This window comes from Rhizobium sp. AQ_MP, assembly GCF_014237835.1.
Taxonomy (GTDB): Bacteria; Pseudomonadota; Alphaproteobacteria; order Rhizobiales; family Rhizobiaceae; genus Allorhizobium.
Map to the genome: position 1 here is coordinate 1 of NZ_JACJVI010000090.1, position 347 is coordinate 347.

The window sequence follows — 347 nt, forward strand, 5'->3', positions numbered from 1 at the left end:
TGGTTGCGGGGGCAGGATTTGAACCTGCGGCCTTCAGGTTATGAGCCTGACGAGCTACCGGGCTGCTCCACCCCGCGCCGAGAGCGTTGATTTTTCAACGCTTGAGAGACTGTTTAAAGCGAAAGGGCCGCTTTTATAGCGGCCCTCAGATATCGGCTAGGGCCGATGTTGTTTAGAGAAGATTATGATTGCCTTTAGCAGACCTGGCAGCGACCTACTCTCCCGCGTCTTGAGACGAAGTACCATTGGCGCTGGGGCGTTTCACGGCCGTGTTCGGAATGGGAACGGGTGCAGCCACCCCGCCATAACCACCAGGTCAGCTAAGGGCAATCATTGAGAAGCTGGCA

Annotated in this window: 1 tRNA gene and 1 rRNA gene; both read right to left on the reverse strand. The window is 56.5% G+C overall.

The features are described from left to right. Positions 1-77, reverse strand: a tRNA-Met gene (locus H6M51_RS24345). A 124-nt stretch (positions 78-201) separates the two neighbouring features. Beyond that, positions 202-316 (reverse strand): 5S ribosomal RNA (gene rrf / locus H6M51_RS24350). Positions 317-347: the final 31 nt, after the last annotated feature.